The organism is Komagataeibacter xylinus NBRC 15237 (assembly GCF_001571345.1).
Lineage (GTDB): Bacteria > Pseudomonadota > Alphaproteobacteria > Acetobacterales > Acetobacteraceae > Komagataeibacter > Komagataeibacter xylinus.
Window position 1 is genome coordinate 1 of record NZ_BCTP01000039.1, and the last position, 19204, is coordinate 19204.

General features: G+C 58.2%; 18 protein-coding genes and 2 pseudogenes. 17 read left to right on the forward strand and 3 right to left on the reverse strand.

Going from position 1 to position 19204, the window contains the following annotated elements:
• From GXY01S_RS12850 to GXY01S_RS12900, 12 genes and pseudogenes are all read left to right on the forward strand, one after another.
• Positions 1–470: pseudogene (locus tag GXY01S_RS12850) on the forward strand (IS5-like element ISGdi1 family transposase); the annotation flags it as partial.
• Positions 471–509: 39 nt separating this feature from the next.
• Positions 510–635 (forward strand): annotated as a pseudogene (locus tag GXY01S_RS19010) (helix-turn-helix domain-containing protein); the annotation flags it as partial.
• A gap of 54 nt (positions 636–689) precedes the next feature.
• Positions 690–1214: a helix-turn-helix domain-containing protein gene (locus GXY01S_RS12855; RefSeq protein WP_370664438.1), complete on the forward strand. Its 525-nt coding sequence runs from the start codon at positions 690–692 to the stop codon at positions 1212–1214.
• 247 nt (positions 1215–1461) lie between these two features.
• Positions 1462–2340 (forward strand): hypothetical protein, encoded by an 879-nt coding sequence (locus GXY01S_RS12860; RefSeq protein WP_174520968.1) that lies wholly within the window; start codon positions 1462–1464, stop codon positions 2338–2340.
• A 132-nt stretch (positions 2341–2472) separates the two neighbouring features.
• Entirely contained in the window at positions 2473–3108 is a 636-nt protein-coding gene (locus GXY01S_RS12865) for a DotI/IcmL/TraM family protein (protein WP_010515538.1), read from the forward strand.
• A complete protein-coding gene (locus GXY01S_RS12870) occupies positions 3105–4085 on the forward strand; it encodes a DotH/IcmK family type IV secretion protein (RefSeq protein WP_019086213.1) in 981 nt (326 codons plus the stop codon). Before GXY01S_RS12865 ends, GXY01S_RS12870 begins: the two co-directional genes overlap by 4 nt.
• Positions 4085–5323 carry a DotG/IcmE/VirB10 family protein gene (locus GXY01S_RS12875; protein WP_061275700.1) on the forward strand — a complete coding sequence of 413 codons (1239 nt, stop codon included), beginning with the start codon at positions 4085–4087 and terminating at the stop codon, positions 5321–5323. Before GXY01S_RS12870 ends, GXY01S_RS12875 begins: the two co-directional genes overlap by 1 nt.
• Before the next feature lie 530 nt (positions 5324–5853).
• Positions 5854–6555: a hypothetical protein gene (locus tag GXY01S_RS12880; RefSeq protein ID WP_255210440.1), complete on the forward strand. Its 702-nt coding sequence runs from the start codon at positions 5854–5856 to the stop codon at positions 6553–6555.
• A gap of 17 nt (positions 6556–6572) precedes the next feature.
• A complete protein-coding gene (locus GXY01S_RS12885) occupies positions 6573–7118 on the forward strand; it encodes a hypothetical protein (protein WP_010515535.1) in 546 nt (181 codons plus the stop codon).
• Between the two features lie 922 nt (positions 7119–8040).
• Positions 8041–8511, forward strand: coding sequence for a hypothetical protein (locus GXY01S_RS12890; protein WP_034926661.1), 471 nt, complete (start codon positions 8041–8043; stop codon positions 8509–8511).
• A gap of 274 nt (positions 8512–8785) precedes the next feature.
• Positions 8786–9187, forward strand: coding sequence for a hypothetical protein (locus tag GXY01S_RS19015; RefSeq protein WP_235450581.1), 402 nt, complete (start codon positions 8786–8788; stop codon positions 9185–9187).
• Between the two features lie 13 nt (positions 9188–9200).
• Positions 9201–12284, forward strand: a complete 3084-nt coding sequence (locus GXY01S_RS12900; RefSeq protein ID WP_061275706.1) for a secretion protein — start codon at positions 9201–9203, stop codon at positions 12282–12284.
• 167 nt (positions 12285–12451) lie between these two features.
• Here the strand turns inward: GXY01S_RS12900 and GXY01S_RS12905 are convergent, their stop codons facing one another.
• Complete coding sequence (locus GXY01S_RS12905) at positions 12452–13675, reverse strand: type II toxin-antitoxin system HipA family toxin (RefSeq protein WP_061275708.1); 1224 nt, start codon at positions 13673–13675, stop codon at positions 12452–12454.
• A complete protein-coding gene (locus tag GXY01S_RS12910) occupies positions 13675–14043 on the reverse strand; it encodes a helix-turn-helix domain-containing protein (protein ID WP_048883855.1) in 369 nt (122 codons plus the stop codon). The genes GXY01S_RS12905 and GXY01S_RS12910 overlap by 1 nt, the downstream gene beginning before the upstream one ends.
• A 431-nt stretch (positions 14044–14474) precedes the next feature.
• Between GXY01S_RS12910 and GXY01S_RS12915 the strand changes: the two genes are divergently transcribed.
• A complete protein-coding gene (locus tag GXY01S_RS12915) occupies positions 14475–15158 on the forward strand; it encodes a hypothetical protein (protein WP_019091453.1) in 684 nt (227 codons plus the stop codon).
• Positions 15151–15936 (forward strand): RES family NAD+ phosphorylase, encoded by a 786-nt coding sequence (locus GXY01S_RS12925; protein WP_223846567.1) that lies wholly within the window; start codon positions 15151–15153, stop codon positions 15934–15936. The genes GXY01S_RS12915 and GXY01S_RS12925 overlap by 8 nt, the downstream gene beginning before the upstream one ends.
• 2 nt (positions 15937–15938) lie before the next feature.
• Here the strand turns inward: GXY01S_RS12925 and GXY01S_RS12930 are convergent, their stop codons facing one another.
• Complete coding sequence (locus tag GXY01S_RS12930; protein WP_061275720.1) at positions 15939–16595, reverse strand: DUF433 domain-containing protein; 657 nt, start codon at positions 16593–16595, stop codon at positions 15939–15941.
• 220 nt (positions 16596–16815) lie between these two features.
• On the opposite strand from GXY01S_RS12930, the gene GXY01S_RS12935 reads away from it, so the two are divergent.
• From GXY01S_RS12935 to GXY01S_RS12945, 3 genes are read left to right on the forward strand one after another with little or no spacing between them, the layout of a single operon-like run.
• Positions 16816–17274 carry a DotD/TraH family lipoprotein gene (locus GXY01S_RS12935; RefSeq protein WP_025440151.1) on the forward strand — a complete coding sequence of 153 codons (459 nt, stop codon included), beginning with the start codon at positions 16816–16818 and terminating at the stop codon, positions 17272–17274.
• Positions 17267–18307, forward strand: coding sequence for a type IV secretory system conjugative DNA transfer family protein (locus GXY01S_RS12940; protein ID WP_110570431.1), 1041 nt, complete (start codon positions 17267–17269; stop codon positions 18305–18307). The genes GXY01S_RS12935 and GXY01S_RS12940 overlap by 8 nt, the downstream gene beginning before the upstream one ends.
• Positions 18304–19188 (forward strand): ATPase, T2SS/T4P/T4SS family, encoded by an 885-nt coding sequence (locus GXY01S_RS12945; protein ID WP_255210441.1) that lies wholly within the window; start codon positions 18304–18306, stop codon positions 19186–19188. Before GXY01S_RS12940 ends, GXY01S_RS12945 begins: the two co-directional genes overlap by 4 nt.
• The last annotated feature ends 16 nt before the right edge of the window (positions 19189–19204 follow it).

Here is a 19204-nt window from a genome sequence, read left to right on the forward strand (position 1 = left end):
GGAAAACTACGGAAAGCGGCGGGCTTTCGGGCTATGACGCGGGCAAGAAGGTCAAGGGCCGCAAGCGCCATATCGTGACTGATACCTGCGGCTTCCTGATCTTTCTCCTCGTTCATGCCGCCGACATCCAGGACCGTGATGGGGCGGTTGATGTCCTGGCGGCAATACGCAGGCGCTTTCCCTGGCTGCGCCACATCTTCGCTGATGGCGGCTATGCTGGCGACAAATTGCGATCCGCGCTCGCCTCCATGGGAAAATGGACGATCGAAATCATCAGGCGGTCCGATACGGCGAAGGGCTTTCAGATCCTGCCGCGCCGCTGGGTGGTTGAACGGACATTCGCCTGGCTGGGACGGTGCAGGCGGCTCGCCAAAGATTGGGAAAAGTCCATTGCTTCCTCAACCGCATGGACATTGATCGCCTCGATCCGCATGCTCACACGACGGACAGCAAGGCATTATCAAGCTTGAAAAACTTTCGGATCGGGCTCTTATGACAGGCGAACTGCGCTTGACTGGACGCAGGTACACCTCGCCAAACTGGCACGGTTGAATGTATCGGTCATACGGAGCATCGAAGCAGGTCGTCCGGTTTCCCTGGAAACATTATCGGCGCTGCTACGGGTATTTAAGATAGATCCGCGCGATATTCTTCCGCAAGGCGCACCGGAAGGTACATGGTTTGCCCATCTGGATCTCGTGGCATCCGCCACGCAGCTGAAAAAGACCATGAAGCAGTGTTCGGACTACAATCTGGCAATCCAGAAATTACGCGACATTATTGGAAATATTTCAAAGACGTTTAACCTGCCGGAAATACCGGCCAGATTGCCGATCGATCATTATTCACACAGTGTCGCCTTCACCTCGGGGGAACGGCAGGACCTCCTTGAGATATTTGGCCGCAGGATTCAGATATTCAGGACGCTTCAGGGGGCAACAGCGAGCCAGATCGCCCATAAATCACACGTTTCCCTGACCAGCCTGAGCCTGATCGAAGCAGGGCTCAGAAATCCGAGCCTTGAAACAGTTTATCGCATCGTCGAAGGACTGGCCGTCTCCGTTTATTACCTGATCCCGGGAATACATGACGACGCAGACCTTTTGCGTTCCCTGGACATGACCGCGTGGGCAATGTCCGCGCAATCACAACTCGAAGCCCTCGCTGATCTCGAGTCCATTATTGGTCACCTCGACGATATCGCAAGCCACTGACCGGGTGATGAAGGTATGGAGACTGTCAGGAAAGAGGTCTCCTTTCTTATGGCAGGCCATATGCCTTGGGCTGTCCATTCCAGGTGATGTGGCCCGGCGGATCACCAACGCGGACCGGAAACCGCGTCTGGAATCATATTAGCGCGTTCTGCGCTATTTATTTCTTGACGGTTATATAACGCTTAAGAGATATTATTCCCAAAACACGCAGCCTATCCCGAAAACGCGATGACGAGGGCATACCGCCATGAAGTCAGCATCGTTCGGCCAGGTCATAAAACACGGTCTGTTTACATGGCTTCAGACCTATCCCACGCCAGAAATGACACGCGCCCTTTATGCCAAGCTGCGCGACGAGGTCCTTGTGGCGACAATGCTCACCCTGACAGTGCAGGAGGTGAAGGAGTCAGTCGCGCAATGGGCCGACCGACCCCAGAATGTTTTTTATGAAGCGCCTGCACGCAGGGGAGCATGGACAAGGACTCAGCTGCTCATTCTCGGCCAACGCTGGCTCTGTGGTGATAAAACCGCCGACATAGCCGAGATGCTTGGCCGCTCGGCCGGGAGCGTACGTGCGAAAAGAAAGCAGCTTGGCCTGCCACCGCGCATCAGACTCTCAAAAATACAGGCGGAGACCATACTTGCCGAAAAGCGGAGCGCTATTCCCGCAGATCCCGCAGTTGTCCTCACATGGGAACAGGCTTCGCTGCTTCCACCCGAAGCCCGACGGGGACGGACATGGCTTGTCAGGAACAGCCTCAGCAGGCTGACCCTCACAGGACATAAGGGCGGAGACAAGGTGCGGTGGCACGAGGCCGCCAACATTGAAATCGCCTACCGCCATTTTGCATTTCAGAACCCGCGTGAAATTGCACGGGACTTTCTTATTTCGGAAAGCGCGCTGAAATCCCAAAGCTGCTGGGAGCAGCTTCCGCCACGACGCGGCACCAAAGTGCCCTGGTTCATTCTCGCGAGGGCCGAACATTATATCGGCGAACACCACTACGTCCGACGCGAATGCCTCTGCAAGAGCGGATGCTTCTTCTGGACCACCCGCAAGGGCGGTGACCGGGTAAGCAGACGATACCGCCGCAGCATTGCCGCCACGCATGGCATTGCCGCCTGAGTAGTAGCGCAAACCGTCAAAGAAAAAACGTGCTGGTCGCAAGATAGACTTCCAGCCTGCTCTCATCACCGTCGGGAAATGAGAGTAGAGTGATGATCACCTTTTTTCATGCCCCCGTAAGGGAGGCGCGCCATGCGGCTGTTTAATTCCGCAGTAACCAGGCGGCTTACCGACCCAGACTTTCAGGGGATCGTTGTCGATAGGTCGCTGCTGCTCAACATCGCACTGGCGGGCGTGGTCATCGTGTTCGCGGCACACGACGCCTATATCCGTGCACACCCACCCACACCCCTCTATTTCTACGTTGACGGCCAGAATGCTCCCCGACCGGCCGTGGCGCTCACCAGTCCGGTACTTGGCCAGGACCAGCTTCTCGGCTGGGCCGTCAAATGGGCGATCGCACCCTACAACATCAACTATCGTGATTTTCCAACCCAGATGAACACTGCTGGTGCTCACTACACGCTCAACGGATGGAACACCTTTGCAAAGTCTTTCATTACGCAGGGGAATCTGGCGAAACTCAGGGATGCAAAACTGCTCTGTTACGCGCAGCCGACACGGGCAGCGACCGTACGCGCCGAGACAGTCGTACAGGGACACTCGCGCTACGTAATACAGTTTCCTTTCATCCAGACCTGCGAAAACGTCAACCAGCAGAATACGCAAATGCTGATGGCAACCGTGACGATTGATCGCGTGGAGGACCTGGATCACCCGGATGGACTGGCCATCGAACAGCTTGTCGTCTCGTCGGGGAGGGAGTGACAGCCGTGCGAATTCTTTCTCTCTTTCCGCTGACCCTGTTCATCCTGCCACTTGCGGCACTCGCACAGCAGCCATCACAGCCCGGGCCTGCGGCAACGACACCTGCAGACGATCAGGATCAGGCAGCCGAAGATGAAGCCGAGCATGAGGCCATTCCTTTCACGCCCGAAGAAATCCTTCGGCTGGGGGAACGCCTGAAGGACGTGCGTCGTGCCACGGAGCAGGTCGGCACGGAATTCGCGACCCCTAATGCGCGCCCGGCGATCCGTGTCTCCTTTGCGCCTGGTCAGCAGACAAGCCTGATCTTTACGACAAAAGGCTATCCGACCGCATTGTCCTTCGTGGACAGCACGGGACAGCCCTGGCCGATCGCATGGAATACATCTGGCAATTCCGCCAACCCGGACGGCAGCACGAACTGTGCTTCCGGCAAAAGCGGCGCATCAGCCGGGAATCCTGCGGTTGAGACAACAGGTTTCTATACCTGCGTCCCCTTCAAGGGTTCCAATACCATCAATATCGAACCGATGTCGCTCCAGCCCAGAGGTGGACTGCTCGTAACGCTTCAGAACGCGCCAAAGCCGGTCTCCTTCCTGTTGATCGCGGGACGTGGATCCTACGATGACAACCTGACCGTTCGCATGTCCGAGGGAGGACCCAATGCCCGGGAGCCGGTCGACAGCCGCCCCGGAGTGCCTGCGACAGGCGAGCCCTACATGAACGCCATGCTAAGCGGCATCCCACCAGCGTCAGCCATTCCGCTGGCCGTCGAGGGTATTTCACCCGATGACGTGCGCGCATGGCGGATTGGAAACGAGGTCTATCTTCGCACGCGCCTTCACCTCATGACGCCTTCATCGGACAGCATGGAGCACGGTGAAGGGGGATACACGCTCTATGCCTTCCATGAGTCTCCCGTTGTCCTTCTCTCCGACGCGGGACGGACGGTCTCGGCCCATATCAGGGACGCACAGTGATGAAACCCAGATTCAACCAGCTGTTCAGTGATGCGTCGCGGGGCGGAAACCGGCGTCTGCTCGCAATCCTTGGGAGTATCGGCACCGTTCTTGGCGTCACGCTACTCATCTCCACCATCCACCGTAAGGAGCTTCCACGCTCGGACCCCGGCAGGCCGCCCGCCGCCAACCCCCTGCCCGGCGGCCTGAATTCCAATCCGCGCCAGCAGGAACTCCGCGAAGATCAGATCCGCGACGAGGCAGACCGGGCACAGACTGCGGGACAATCGTATTCACCCGATATTGCACCGGGCACGCCCACCCATCCCAACGACAAGCCTCCCCCGCCCGCAGTCGCCCAGGAGGTCGGGGCGGACGTCAACCCGGCGATGGCCAGGGCCGCCGCGGCGCCAGCCCCGCATGCGCCTGAGGTCGTGCCAAGCGTTCCCGTCGTACCAGTGCAAACGGATGCAGCCTTCCGCGCCGCCATGCCACGTGACCCGCAGCTCCAGAAGGACGCCATCACCGCATACAGACATGCGATCATGGATCTCGCGGGCCGTCTTGATGGACGCTTTCCTGTCACAAATGTCCTGTATGAAAAGATGCAAACAGGCCGGGAGCAGACAAAAAAACCGGTGGTCTCCCCTTCAATAACTTCGGCGGCGACAGCAAATTCCCAGACGGTCCTCTCCCGCGTCCTTGTTCCTGCCGGACGGGGGATTTACGCCCATACGGTTTCAGCAACCAACAGCGATCTCGGGGGAGAAATCATCCTGGAGGCTGATTCAGGTCCACTCGCTGGCGACAGGATGAAAGCATCCGTCAGAAGGGCCGGGGGACATCTGAACCGGCTGGTTGTCCGCGTTGATCAGGTCTTCCATAAGAATGATCCGACCCCGATCCAGGTCGAAGGTATGGTGGTTGCACCGGACACCATGGAAGCTGCGGTGGCCTCAAGCGTTGACCAGCTATACGTTGAGCGCTTTGTTCTTCCCGCCGCTGCCGCCTTTGTCCAGGGTCTCGGGCAGGCGATCGAAATGACGTCGAACACAACCGGTTCGATCGGAGCCCTCGGCAACGTCAACTACGTCCAGTCACTGAATTTCCCGCAACAACTGGGCGTGGCGGCCGGTGCAGCGGCCTCGCAGGTCAATAGCGCGCTCATGCAGCAGATGCCGACCCAGCCGCGCGTAAACCTTGCCGCTCAGGTCAGTGTTGGCGTGATCTTCATGTCGGACGTCGTCATGAAGAAGTAAGTTTCGCGCACCGGTCGCATGATATCGGCGAATTCTGCACTCTCTACCAGAAGGCAGCATTCACCATGACCTCAGCCGCAACCGCAACGACGTCCCGGGATCCGTTCAGCGCGGATCGCGGCATTGAACCTGTGCCGTTCCGCAAGCTGGCCACGACGCCCGAGCCTGACCCTTCGCCCGAGGCGGACATAATTGCCGAGCCTCCCTCCCCTCACCCGCAACCTGTGACAGCAGCGCCTGACAGGAACCGACCCGTTCCACATGCAATGGCCCTTTTCAGGGCGCTTCCGCGTCGCAGGCAGGTCATGATCGCGGGTACTGCCGTCGGCAGTCTGCTTTCCCTCTTCCTCGTGATGGGCATAGCAAAGAAGCAGGCGTCTCCCGTGGGCCAGGAAGTCGGAATGATTTCCGCCCCGCTATCATCAGGCCCCAAAGCGTCTCCAGCGCCGGGGCACTCACCTACATCATTGCCATCACCCCCGGCACCTCAGGTCTCGGCTACAGATGAGGATCTCAAGGCACTCCTTGCTATGAAAAAGCCGCCCCATCCCGCCGTCCCAACACCGGCAACTATGCCGACCGAGAACACGCTTGCGCAGAGACACGATATCGGCATCGAAAACGCTGTTCCGACGGACGATGCGGTCCAGAAAGCGACCCGCCTGCAAGCGGCTCCCATGACATCGGATGACCAGTTGCAGGTGCTGAAGCTTGTGACGGAAGAAGCAGCATTGGTGCAGCGGACCCGTAGCGAGATCGCAGCACTCCGGCAGGATCTTGACCGACTGCGTATCGCAGATACGGCAAAGGCTTCGGATCTCAACCGCCGGATGTCGCTCCTCGAAGCGAAACGAGCCGTGGCCGACGCCGAAGCGCCCCCGTCAGATGGACCGGCCGCCACACGCGCTGCGGCCGACAAGGCACGGGCAGCCCTGGAAGCCGCGGCGGCCGAGCCGCAGCCGGCGCCAACGCCGCCGCAATCTCCAGCGTCCCGGACAGCGAAAATGCGCCAGATGCCTCCTGCTCCGCCCCCGACATGGACGCCGCACTACCGGATACTTGCCGCATCTCCCCAGCTTGCCATGGTGCAGGACGACGCTGCGCCGGCCGGGCAACCGCCGCAGTCCGAAATCGAAATCGGCACCGATCTCCGCGGATATGGTCGTGTGCGCGCCATCTCTCAACGCGGCACGATGTGGGTGATCCAGGCTGAACGCGGCATCATCCAGTAAGGCAAGGACACATCGACGTGCAAGGTCTGGTCAACCTCGTCAACGATCTCGCTCTCGCCATGGCCTGGCTGCTGCCAATGGCCTGCTATATTGCAGCGTGGATTGCCTTCCTGACCGGGGCATGGGGATTATGGCAGCAGCGCCAGCCCCAGAACCCGTTCGTCGGGCGCCCCTGGGTGCCCTGGATCGGGATTGTCCTCTCTGGCGTCTTTGCCACCTTTGACAGGATACTCACCAAGTCCACCACCTCTGCCGGTCTCGATACGCAGGTTTCGCTGGGAGCTTCTGTCACCGGCTATACGGATGCCGCGACCGGAAGCGTCATTTCCGGGACGGGCCCAGAGGATGCCATCCTGTCAATCGTCAGTGATTTCGCCCTGTTCTTCGAAATGTTCGGCGCCTGGGCGGCGTTCATGGCGGTCGTTGCGTGGAACGCGTCGGCGACCGGAAAAACAAACCGCTCAAAACTCAGTTGCCTCATCCAGTTCGTTTTCGGGGTAATCCTCCTTAACCCCGTCAAGGAAGCAACCTGGATCCTGAGCCACTGGACAACGTCCGGCTAAAATCATGACCCAACCCGTAGCGCTGAGATTGGCCAAGGTTCGACACTTTCTTCCTGCGCATTTTTTTGATAACCGATAAACATGATAAAATTGGGAAATAATAACCCGAAAAAGCGGGGCGCGCCCCATCTGGAGAGATGGCCACATATGGCCGTGCGCCAGGGCATTAACCGTGCTGGAGCAATCCACCGCCTGATCGCAAGGGAACTTGAAGCCGCCGAACGCGATGGCTGGGATGGGTAATCCTGTTCATAGCGAACGGACCAAGCTGCGGGCAAACCTGCTGAATACCGCTGCAGGATCTTGCCTTTCGCTAGGTGTTCTATCTCCCTTGGCTGCGTCATTTTTTAATCTGACAGCCAACCGCATTCCTGCTCATATCGTTATCTTGGGAGTCGCTTTCTGGCTGGGAATGGCGTATTTTCTCCCTCAACGGGCACAAGCCGTTTTAGGAGGGCTTCGAGAATGACCTTTATGCAGTTCTTCGCCTTCATTGGCATGCCAATCATCATTGGCGTTCTTGGTTATGGTATTTCTAAAATGCCTATCAAGGATAATTGAGAGTTTATCGTCCGTTCCAATCAATGGTTGATCGTATGATACCTGTTTATGATTAGGATAACAGACCCATAAAATTTGAGGTCCATGCAGAAATAAGGGCGTATTCACGGTAATACCTAAAATCTGCTCGCTTACTTTCGTTTTCTGTTCATGTTTTTCATAAATTAAACAATAAGTATTTTGTTATTACTAAAGGTCCGATCAGTTCCGGATCAAGATATATGTCCTGGATTTTTATACCAAAGTCATAGTGTACCGTTCGACAAGATAGATTTTTTCGGAAAAAACATTCGCAGTCGCATGTTACTGGCCGAAGACTCCTCCGAGGGACATGCCTCCCTCTTTAACGGAGCCCTTGACCATGAACCTCTCTCGCACAAGCACCCCCAGCGCGGCGCGACTGACGCGTCTGGTGACCCAACGGGCCGGATACAGACAGTGCGCCGTCACGGCACTCGGCACCTTGTCCGTCCCGATCCTCATTGCCAGCCACGCGCTGGCCCAGTCCGCAACCGGTAGCGCGAACGGTATCGGAGCGCAGATGCAGGCTACCGCCCAGGAAGGATTGACCGCAGGCGGCTTTGTTGCTGCCGCCTGCATGTATGTTGCTGCCTTCATCTGCTTCATCGGCGGCGTATGGGCGGCCTGGCAGAGCCGCAACGAACAGAACCGTTCGCCCGGAAAGGTCGGTATGGCAATCGCCGGCATCGTGCTGTGCGGTCTTTTCGCAACGGGTCCGCAGTGGATCAACAAGGCTGCCAACACCGCGTCCGGTGGCTCGGCAACCGTTGGTACGCAGGCTCAGGCCTATCAATTCACGAGCGGCGGCTAGGAACCCGATCGCAATGGCCCGTCTCACACAGTCTTTCCGGCTGCTGCCGCGCCCATGGGATCCGTCAGCGCCAGGCGCCAGGGAGATGGGTGAGCCGGGCCTTTTCACATGTGCCTGCTGCGGCCTGATAACGCCTGGTCGCAGGTTTCCATGGCATGGTGACGGACCCGGGCCTGTCTGCGCCTTATGCAACATCCTGCAGGATCCGACCCGTCCGGCCATTGAACGCGAAGCCGTCCTGATATGGTGGCCGAAACTGCCGCAGACCCGCATCATGACCCTGACCCGCTGCGCGCATCAGACCCTCATGCAGACGCTCGGCAATGGGCCAAACGGACAAGATATCGTCTGGCATCGTGCAATGGACGCGATCGCGTCAGGGGCGGATACCGCGATGATGCCTGCGCAATGCAAAAGCGCTCTCGCTGTGCTCCGCGCTCTGCACGCGCGAACTGCCGAAGCCCGGCGGCGGCTGGAGACGACGTCACCCCGGCTGCTGGCGACTGCCCTGCTGATGGCGAACCGGGCAGACCCGCAGATCAATGAAAGCGCGACCGCCCTGATGGACGGCATCCGGCTCCTCCCCCTGGGCCGTCTCCATAACGGACCCACCGACATCTACCCGGCGCTTGTCAGGGAATGGCTTGATGCCGATCCCCAACCGGTCATGACATGACAGGATCATATCAATGGGCGGCATTCTTTCCAGTCTGCTGGCCGGCATCAGCCTCGGGCTACGCCAGCCCCTTGCCTCATTCTGCGATGTGGAAAGTACGCACGGGGACCATCTCATCACCAAACGCGGTGAATATGTCTCCGTACTGCGCATCAATGGCCTGCGTCGCATGTGCACGCGGCAGGAAGTGGAAGCGCTCGCCGAGCAGCAGCGTATAGAATTGCAGGGTCTCCTTGAAGAACGTGGCCATGCCATTGTGGGATGGTATATTTCCGATCCCGAGCGCTCGGGTATCGAGATTGACCGCCTGAGCCTCAATGGCTGCCGGTCCATAGCCCGACAGATCGGAGCGGACCTTTCGGACGTCATTGAAGAGAGGCGCCGGCGCTGGCCAAACGTCATGCGCTGGGAGGCCACCTGTTACGTCCTGTGGACCCGGCCCAGCGTGCTGACACGTGAGGACCGCAAACAGGTGGCAGAGGAGCGCAGGACCCTTGCCTCCCAGTTTCCCCGCGTGGGCAATACCCAACGTTTTGCCCTGCGCTCCGATATCATGGCGGCCCGCCATGAATCGTTCATTTCGCGCGTTCAGGCGGCCTTGCAGGGGGTCGATATTTCCTGCGAATTTCTCGGTCCACATCAGGCATTGCAGGTCGCGCGCGAGGCAACCTACCGTGAAACGGCGGGCTCCGTCTGGAAACCGACCCTGCTGGGTGACCGGGTCATGCCACGGCTTCCCGACGATCTGGATGACCCGCAGCCACATCCGCAGGGCCTGCTCTGGCCGGCGATCCGGGACCAGATCTTCAATGCCGACGCCGAAACGAAAGGCGGACAGCTCGTGACCGTGGGGGATTATACATACGCCCCGGTCGACATGACGATTGGCCCAGAGGATCCGCGCCCGTTCTCCGAACTCTCCAGCGTGCTTGGCCGCAAGAGACTGCCATGGCGCAGCGCCATGATCCTGGAGGGCGGTGGCCGCGCCGCCTTCGGCTTCAAGGAAGCCGGAGCCGGGTTTCTGGCGATGTTCCCCGGAAATAGCGACATTCGACGGGCGTTTGCCGCACTCAAGCTGGAGCGCCAGAAAAACAACCATAATTCCGTGCGGATGCGCATGACCGCCACAACCTGGGCTCCGGTCGGAGCAGAGGCGAAGCTGCGACGGCAGGCGTCGGACCTCTCCCAGGCGATTGATGCATGGGGCAACAGCAAGACAACGCGGATTTCCGGCGATCCTCTGGAAGCGGCCATGGGTTCTGTCCCTGCCCTGGCGCTCGGTTCGACTGCGACCTCATCGCTCGCCCTTGTCGGTGACGCGTTCTCCATGATGCCGTGGGCACGCAGTGCGTCACCGTGGCAGAAAGGATCCATCCTCTTCCGCAAGCCCGATGGTTCAATCTGGCCTTACGATCCGACCGGGGGCGGGCTACGCCCATCCGTCGTAGACATTATCGTAGCCCCGCCTGGCGGCGGAAAATCCGTTCTGGCCAATACCATTCTGCTGGGCTTGATCCTCAGCAGCGCCGCGATCAGCAGCCACGGCACCAAGCTCCCCTATATCGGCAAGCTCGACATCGGACCGTCTTCGCGCGGACTGATCGAGATGCTGCGCAACGCGCTTGGGCCAGAACGCCAGCACGAGGCGGTTTACGTCAAGATGCAGGCAATCCCGGGCTTCGAGGTCAATGTCTTCGATACCCAGGTCGGGCTGGAATATCCCCTGCCACTCGAGCGCGTCTTCCTGCAGAATTTCATCTCGCTCCTTGCCACGCCGCTGGATGGCAGGCCGTGGGAGGGCATGGACCATCTCGTAGAGGACGTGATTGATGAAGCCTACCGCCTCTGCACCGGGGTGCAGGGGGGCACGCCTAAAATCTACACGCCAAGGATCGAGCCGGATGTCGATGCCGCAATAACATCGCTGGGCATAAGCCTGCCCCACCATGCGGAAGAGGACGATCCGACATGGTGGCGGGATGTCGTCGATGCCCTTGTCAGTCTCAGGGAGTACCGCCTCGCAGGTTTTGCCCAGCGTCATGCCATACCGGTCCTGCAGGATCTGCTGATTGCGGCCCGCAGTCCGGAAATCGAAAAACGCTATTCCAAGATCACCCTGGAAACTGGTGAAAGCCTGATCGACACGTTTGATCGCTACATCATGAACGTGATCAAAAATTTTCCCATGCTGGCGTCCCCGACAAAGCTGGATATGGGGGATGCGCGCGTGATCGTTCTCGATCTTGCCGAGGTGGCACCTTCCGGCTCTCCCGCAGCCAACCGCCAGACAGCACTCATGTATATGCTTGGCCGCCATATCCTGGCCCGGAATTTCTTTCTGCATCCCGATTATGCGGACGACCCGCATATGCCCCCATCCATGCGGGACTATCATCTCGCCCGTTTCACGGAGATGTACGAAACGACGAAACGTGTCGACTTCGACGAGTGGCACCGTACCGAACCAGCGCCCCAGGTAGACAAGCAGGCTGTCCGCGACGGCCGCGAGGGGCGCAAGCACAACGTCCAGCTCGCCTTCATTTCACAGAACCATACCGACTTCAGCGAGGACCTTTACAAGATATCAACCGCCCGATGGGTCCTCAAATGCGGTGATCAGGAGACGGCAGACAGCCTTATCCGACGCTTCAAGCTGTCCGATGCCAGCGCCTATGTGATCCGCAACGCACTGCCGGGTCCGGGAAAGAATGGTGCGCCGTTCTTCGTGGACATGTCGGCCGGAGAAGCAAAGTATGAACAGCTTCTGGTGAACGTCCTGGGGCCAATCGAACTCTGGTCTTTTTCGACGACGCCTGGCGACACGGCGCTCCGTTCGCGCCTTTACAAACGGATCCACTTTGCCCGGGCCCTGCGGATGCTTGCCACCGTCTTTCCCTCGGGAACAGCAAACAGCGAGATCGAACGCAGAAAAAGCGAACGCATGAATGTTTTTGGTCTCGCGACCGATGAAGCATTTGCCGGCGTTCTGGACGAACTGGCGGACGAGATCGTAGGCGGCAGAGGCGTGGCTGCAGGACTGTACGAGACCCTGCGCGCCATTGATGAACAATCGGAACTCGAATTTACCACTGGGTAGAAAGTGACCGATATTCTCCTGACGTCCTCACAGCCTGATCATTGCGGACACAATGATGTTGACCATGCTGTTCGATCAATCGCGCGGCGGCGTCTGGCAGGATAGATTCTACAAATTTATGCGTCGTATATGGCATACTAAACGATATTATCAGTCATATCTGATTATCAGATCGTTAGCGCGATCCCGATCTGATCGTTTATGAAGGCGGCCTCATAATGACGCGCCATCGCCCCGGAAACACCAACCTCTCGCAGAACAGGTCTCCACTCATCCGAAATTCGCCGCGCTGTCACGCGGATCATCTGCCGGGCCTCAGCAGGGGTAATTTCGAAGAATTCACACGCCTCCAGTGCCAGACGGATGGACCGATCATGCGGACCGCCCTCCAGTATCGCCGTTTCCAGATGCGGGTTACGGTCGGGTGCTGGATTCACATCGAAAACGGGGGATAACCGCCAGTGTCCAGCGCCCACATAGAGAAATCCATGATTTTTCAGATGATCGTCCTTATTTGACACGAGAATGGTATAAACCAGACGCAGGAAGAGTTCGCGGAACTCTGCCTGGGGATCGGCGGCATAGGTCCGGATAAAATCGACAATCTCCGTATAGGAACCAAGTTCCGTTCCGGTTTTCCCCAGAGCAGTCCTCGCCGAAATATAAGGAATCCGGCCAGGCCCACGCCGATCAAACCGCTGGATCAGAGCCACAGGAAACGGCGTTTCAGCCAGTTCCAGCCTGACCTCTGGCGTCCGGATTCCGCATGCCCTTGCAAGACGAAGCGTGGCAACTTCAATACGTTCTATTGGCCACTGGTCGTGAACCGAGGTAAATTTTGCAAGCCAGAGCACATCGCCGTCCCGAACATTGGCCTTCGGTCGCGCCCCACCCGCACCAGCAAGCGCCTGCATATCCCTTGCGGATACGTCCTTGCCCTGTTCATATGCCCGCGCAATAGCCGTAATAGCGGCAAGATCGACCAGACGCGGTATGGTGTCATCGGCGCCGCGACGAATGATTTCTCCGTTATCATCGGCGAAACGAAGCGCACCCTGCCGACATACGTCATCCGACAGTGTGAGATATTCAAACTCGGAAAGCCCATTGCCGTAGGCACGCTCGAGAAGCCTGCGCCCCCAACTGTCGGGCGCGGCATCAGCAAAGACACCCGCGAGGGCATCGCGCACGTTCCCTGGCTGGCCAGCCGCATGAAACGGCCCAGAGCCAAGGGGAAAGGTTGGCTGGATGGCAAAGGCCCGAGAATTCTCGACCCAGGCCGGATCATAGGTGAAGGTCGAAAACTGCCGCGGACCTGCCTGCGTGAAACGCAGTTGACCCACGGGAGTCAGGCTGTCGCCAAGAACGACATGGGCGCTGAAATCAGGCATCAGAACGAAGCACCGTCCAGATCAATAACATCCGTTCTCCCATGCGCGGCCTTATCCTTGTCCTGCTGCCTGCGTAACGTGGTCGCGGAAGTTCGGCCTCGACGAGGCTGACGTTCAGCAGCCAACGCCAGTCCCAGATCGTCCTTGCGGATATCAATCAGGTCGGCCAGCCGGTCCAGAAGACCAAGCACGTCGGCCAGAGTGCCGATCCCAACACCGGAATCTCCCTTTTCCAGGCGCGCGACAGAACTTGCTGACGTGCCGGTACGAACGGCCAGATCGGCTATCGCCATGCCGCGCCGAAGGCGCGCGCCACGAAGGTCATGGCCAAGTTGTTCAAGAGCCAAGTGAGATTTGGGTGAGCCCATGACTATAATTCATATTTGACATACAACACGCCTTATACCGTCATATGTGACCTTCTGCGAACTCTGGCACCCGCCTTTTACGGCACCGTTCCTACCAGCAGTCGGCTCCTCGCGTAGAAAACTGTGTCCGCACTCCCCACCATAGTGCAGGTGCGTATAAAAAAGAGCGCAGATCCGCCACCCTGCTCCCGGCGCAGCATCGGTCTTCAAGGCACCAAATTTGCCTTCAATGCTGCCCCAGGCCCCGTTCGTTCCCATATTGCCCGAAGCCCTTACGCGTGCCTCAATCGACTTCGAACTCGCCACCTCACAAGTGGTGTTAGGCCTCGCCTGCTGCATCACCCGTCGCGGAACGATCACCGCCACGCACCATCATTGACTAGGTAGGATATCTATATATATATCTATCCATCATATCCCAGGAGGGAATCATGGTCGCAGTCCCAAATCGAGAAATCACGAACACCGGCATTAAGCCGATAACTGGCTCTGTTCGTGAAATTCGCGACAGTCTGCAGGATACAGACAACAATCAATTCGTTGTTTTTCAACTTGCACATGCCAATAAAAGCACCGCATCGGCATTTGCAGAGGCCGTTCGGCTTATTGCTCCCCTGATCATTGATCGGCTTGCCATTCATAAAACAGCGACCCTCAAGAAGCTTGTTGATGCACTTGTTCCGGCTGCGTCTCCTCCCGAGCACCTCATTACTGAGGCACGCATGAACGCAGATGCTCGGCAAACGGTTCTTGAGAGCGCAGAGTGGATCAGCGCTGTTCAACTATCTGAAATTGCAGGTTTCAAAGGCCAAAATGCCAGCGCCCAGCCAAACAAGTGGAAACGCGAAGGAAAAGTTTTTGCTTTGCGACATGACGGGAATGATCTGTATCCGGCGTATGCACTCGACCGCGACATGCAATACCGCCCAATCAAGGGACTTGTCCCAATTCTAAAGGTGTTCAAAGGCAAACTGGATGCATGGGACATTGCAATCTGGTTTGCGTCAGCAAACAGCTTTCTTGGCGGCACGGCTCCTAAGGATTTACTTAAAAGTGCGCCAGAGCGCGTCTTAGCGGCTGCAGAAGACGAAATCGCAGGTGTGCTCCATGGTTAAACCGAGGCGGCCAACTCAGCCAAAGTCTCGTAGCACCGCACATTCCGGCACAACGAAGATATCCACATCTCGCGCAAAACCGAAGACGACAGAGTCACCGTCGACCCCGCCTGTCGCCGTCACAGCAACGTCCCGCACAATCCCGCGTCCCCCTCCAGACCTTAATGCTCTCGTAAAAAAAACGATTTGGTCGGCAGACAAGACAATCCACCGCATCCATCCTGAGACTTACGGAGCAAATACGTTCAATCCTGGTCCCCGAGGAAACGCCCGATTTAGCCCGATCATTGATGCAAATGGTATATCCATTCCGACCATTTATGGCGGCACGACGTTAGAATGTGCAGCCATGGAGACCGTCTTCCATGATGTTCCCCATGAGCCAGGACTGAAGACCGTTGCAAAGCGAAAGCTAAAGAACCATCAATATTCACAACTTCAGTCCTCGACTGACCTCACGCTTGCAGATCTTAGCAGCACAGCCTTGCGCAAGCTCGGTATTCCACGTGTTGATCTCATTGAGACTGATAAGGATATATATCCTCAAACGCGCAAGTGGGCCGAAGCCATTCACGCTCAGTGCCCAGACGTTCAAGGTTTAGAGTGGGTGTCGCGTCAGGACGACCGTGCGCGCGCTATCATCCTATTTGGAGATCGCTTGCCACCAGATCCATTGAGCAGCATTGCACCTTCGGTCGATATCGTGGAAAATGAAGACACTTATGCGGCTCTAGTCGAGTTAGCCGAGACCATCGGTGTCCAGATCACTGGGAAGTAATATCATTCTTTTGCCGATTCAGCTCCAGTCTCTATGGCATCAAAAATACCCATCTCCGCCAACGCACCAGCCGCCCGCCGGAAACTACGGACCGGATATGGACGCCCAGGTTTAGGATAAGCCTCCGTGTACGCAATAGCAGATTCAATCTGTTCCTCGGTCAGGGTCGGATAGTCCGCTTTGATCTCCTTGATTGTCTGTCCCTGTACGAGGGCAGCAACACGATAAGCAGATATATCCGTTCCCTTGATAACAGGATCAGTCCCATCCTCCTCCAATATATTTTTCTTGGCGTCGAGGAGTTTCTTGTATTTGGATAGAAAATTACGCTGAATTTCGGTAATATTGGCTTTAAAAGGACCAAAGCTTACGGTTCTGGCTTTCGCTTCATTTTTTTTGAAGGCCTGATACAACTTCCGGCGCCCCGTCGGAGTTAGATCCGCATGCATCTGCTTTTCAAGCGCCAGAAACAACAACTCCGAGAGCCCGATCTTTCGTACCCGCCTACGCCCCTTCCCCACACCGTGAACCGGCATGTCCTCTTCCGGCTCGCTGATCTTCTCTACTTCCCCACGATCAATCGCCCGGTTGATGTCCTTTTCCGACATCCCGATCAGAAACTGCGCTTCGCGTAGGGTAACGGGCTGGATTTCTATCATGTGCGCCTCCAATGAATCCCATAATAGGGAATAATTAGGATGTATCAAGTCTTACGAAGCGCCTGCCATGGCCCTGCGGGTCAATTTGACGAAAGCAAATTCCAAAGAAGACCCAAATCTGCTCTCAAAACCTGCATGAAATAAAAAGCGACGCAGCCAGTTTTTGCTGCAGCAGTCGCAAGATGATCTTCGAAGCTTCTCCCATTATCCGGAGAAGCTCATGAAACATTCTCTGCTCATTTTTCTTTTGCCCATGGCGCTCAACGCCTGTGCGCAGAGCCTGTCGTCACCTTCTCCCATTGCGACGACCGGCATGGCCAATCCTGAACTGGCCTTGCAGCGGTCAATAGCAGAGACCACGACTGATCTTCGGGAACTTGGCAGCATCCGCCCGTCTCCGGTCGTTGCATCTACCAACCAACCCCCGCTCCCCGATGACCTGACCCGCCGGATCTGGTTCGTGTGGGACGGCCCGCTGGGCAAGGCCGTCGCAAAACTCGGCCAGGAGATTGGCTATAGCGTGACTGTCACCGGCCATCCCCGAGCAATGCGCGTCGCGACCAACAGCGTTGCCGCCGTGGTGGATATCCTTCGGACATTGGGCGATCAGGCCGGAGATCAGGCCATGGTCTCGGTAGACCCGCTTCACCACGCGATAACTGTGGCCTGGCATGCGTAAGATGGCGCTCTTTCTATCTTCGGCCATCGTCGTGACGGCCGCAGGCAGCCCGACCCATGCGGCGTCTGTCTCCACGGGGAAGGTTGTCATTGAGGAGGGGCAGCACGTCCGGCTACCGACATCGTCTCCATCCCCGCCATCGGCCCGCAGCGGCACATTGGTCCCGGAGCCACAGCCGCCCCAGCCGGGTGCGGATCAGGTAGACGGGGCTGACCCCGCCCTTGCCAATCCCATCAATAAGCCGGTGACAGGGGCCTCAACGCTCGACGAGGTGGTTGGCGGCGAAGCGCCACCCTCTCTTGAGGCCCTTCAGAACACCCGCCCCAATGACGAGCCAGGCGATGATCTGAAACCCGGTCGAAGCACCCAGCTTCGGGAAGCCGCGCATATTTACGGCGCGCAGGGCGGTCTGGCCGCCCGGGCATTCGCCATCAACGAGATGCTGCGGCGCCATGAGGAGACACTCGACGCCACTTATGATTTCCGGTCGATCGTGCTTCCGATCGGGAGTGGCCAGACCCTCATGCAGCCCCCCATCGTCACCGAGGCGCAGATGGCCTTTGCGCTCAATGACACCGGCCAGGTGGCACACGAGACAGAATGTGTTTTCGAGATCACCCGGGAGGCACAACTGACATCCGCGCCCCCGGACTGGCGCACGTATCTCGTCCGGACATGGGGCAAACCGCATCACCCGGTAGCGGCGGCCCTGCCTCGCACAAAGGCGGAAGTGTCACACTGGAACCAGTGGGTGGCCGAAGGCTGGGCAGACGGAGAGAAGCAGGCAACCGAGATCTTCCTCTCCGATCTGTCGCGCCTGCAGCGCGACATTACCGGCATGGCTCGCTACCGGGTGCTGCTGAACGCCGGGCGTGTCGAAGAACCGCGCGTCGTGTTCGAGCACCAGGACGCCGTGGGAGGGGGAGACACCCTCCACCTCAATGACCGCACGATCCGGATCGCGAGCCAGCCGGGGCTTCAGGGCCACGTCCGGCGCGGAAGCGATTACGGTTATCCGGAGCACTGCCGATGAACATGACGATCCCCGTCACGACCGACGAACGCTGGCCGGATGAAGGCAGGAAAGCGTTTGCCTGGGTCGAGGAACGACGGCGTAACGCGCCGGGGCTGGACTCCCTCCTTCGCTGGGCGCACGGCCTCGGTGCCTCGCGCATCGACATCAAGACCGGCCATCCGGTCACGATCAAGGTGCACGGCGTGATCCGCTATGCCACATGCAAAGCGACGGACTCCCTCGCGCTGGCGGATATCGTCGGCCATGTCTATGCCTCTGACGGGATGGCCATGCTTGGTGTCGGCCATATCCTCGATACAGCCTATAGCGTGGCACTGGACCGCAAGGTCAATCTGCGTTTCCGGATCAATCTTTCGCCCATTTCGGTCAAGCGGGGCAGCGGCGTCCACATCATCATGCGTCCGATCCCCGCCCGCCCCGCAAGCCTTGACCAGCAGATGGTCGAGCAGGAAATCCGGGACACGAACAGGCTCAAAAGCGGCATGGTCCTGTTTGGTGGGGCAACCGGTTCCGGAAAGACCACGTTGCAATTCGGGCTCGCCATCGAAAAACTCATGGACCCGACCGTGTATTGCGACATGGCAACTGGCGAGGAGCCCATCGAGTTCCTGCTGGACGACCTGCGTCCGCCTTCAGGCTCGCGGATCAGCCAGACGGAGATCCGCCCCCCCACCCTGACTTTTCCCACGTTCACCCGCAGCCTGACACGCCGCGAGATGAGCGATGGCATCATCACGGAATGTCGGGACGGCGAGACCATGAATGCAGCCATCAATATCGCCATGATGGGCGGTATTCTGGGCACAACGCTGCATGCAGACAGCGTCTCACTCATGATCCAGCGCGCGATCGCGCTCTGGTCCCCCCTCGGAACGTGACAACCTCGTCTCGGCC